This window comes from Streptococcus cristatus (assembly GCF_003943515.1).
Taxonomy (GTDB): Bacteria; Bacillota; Bacilli; order Lactobacillales; family Streptococcaceae; genus Streptococcus; species Streptococcus cristatus_D.
The window spans coordinates 1-1,027 of sequence record NZ_RJPT01000025.1; the positions used below are offsets into that span (position 1 = coordinate 1).

Annotated in this window: 1 protein-coding gene; it reads left to right on the forward strand. The window is 44.2% G+C overall.

The genetic code is table 11. The features are described 5' to 3' along the window. Positions 1 to 1,027, forward strand: a 1,027-nt coding sequence (locus D8791_RS10380; protein WP_446677530.1) for a mucin-binding protein, incomplete at both ends; no start/stop codon positions are given.

The window sequence follows — 1,027 nt, forward strand, 5'->3', positions numbered from 1 at the left end:
AACAACTAACTACGCAACCCGTCTGAAAGAATTGACAGACAAGGGCTATGAAGTTGTGAACGATGAGTTCAAGGGACCTAAGACCTTCGATAACGATGATAAGAAAGACCAACAATTTGTGGTTACTCTTCGTCATGGTAAAGAAGCAATCAAGGATCCAGCAGAACTCAACAAGAAGGTGACTCGTACCATCAAGTATCAATACGCAGATGGTCAAACAGCGGGTCGTCCAGCTCTGAAAGCTCCTGTTACTCAAGAAGCAGCCTTCACACGTACAGGTGAACGCGACCGTGTAACTGACAAGAAGACTTTCACTCCATGGACACCAGCTACGAAAGAATTGGCCCAAGAAGCTACACCAGTTGTGACTGGATTTGTGGCAGATAAGGCTAATGTAGCAGCGAAGACAGTAACTCCTGATGATAAGGATAGCGAAGAAGTTGTACAATATAAGAAGCTCGGTTCATACGTACCAAATGTACCAGACGGACTTCCAAAAGTACCAAACCTTCCATATCCAAACAATCCAACAGATCCAACAAAACCAGGAACTGATCTTCCAGTAGTTCCAGATGTACCAGGCACTACACCAGTAGGCCCAGATGGTACAACGCCATTGACACCGAAAGATCCGAGCGATCCAAGCAAGGGTTACAACCCACCACCAATTCCAAGTGATCCAACACAGGATACACCAATCAATTATGTTAAAGATGGTCAAAAAGCGATTATCACCTTCGTAGACCAAGATGATAACAACAAGGAAGTTGGTAAGGTAGTTGAAAGCGGTAAGTCAGGTGAGCCAATCGGAACAACTAACTACGCAACCCGTCTGAAAGAATTGACAGACAAGGGCTATGAAGTTGTGAACGATGAGTTCAAGGGACCTAAGACCTTCGATAACGATGATAAGAAAGACCAACAATTTGTGGTTACTCTTCGTCATGGTAAAGAAGCAATCAAGGATCCAGCAGAACTCAACAAGAAGGTGACTCGTACCATCAAGTATCAATACGCAGATGGTCAA